Consider the following 253-nt stretch of genomic DNA (forward strand, 5'->3'; position numbering starts at 1 on the left):
CGGATCAGCACGCGGGTGCCGTTGCCGGCCTGGCTTTCCAGCTGCACCTCACCACCCAGTGCCTGGATGTTGCGGCGGACCACGTCCATGCCGACGCCACGCCCCGACAGATCCGTGACGGCATCGGCGGTGGAGAAGCCCGGCTGGAAGATCAGGTCCCACACCTGCGCGTCGGTGGGGTTGTCCGGCACGCTCAGGCCACGCTCGAGCGCCTTGGACAGGATCTTGTCGCGGTTCAGGCCGCGGCCGTCGT

1 protein-coding gene is annotated in these 253 nt (G+C 69.2%); it reads right to left on the minus strand.

Features of this window, described 5'->3' with window-relative positions; translation table 11 throughout:
* On the minus strand, window positions 1-253 hold a 253-nt coding region (locus AAE045_RS24130; RefSeq protein WP_455549826.1), incomplete at both ends, for an ATP-binding protein.

The sequence above is a fragment of the Dryocola clanedunensis genome (genome assembly GCF_038405435.1).
GTDB classification, from domain to species: domain Bacteria; phylum Pseudomonadota; class Gammaproteobacteria; order Enterobacterales; family Enterobacteriaceae; genus Dryocola; species Dryocola clanedunensis_A.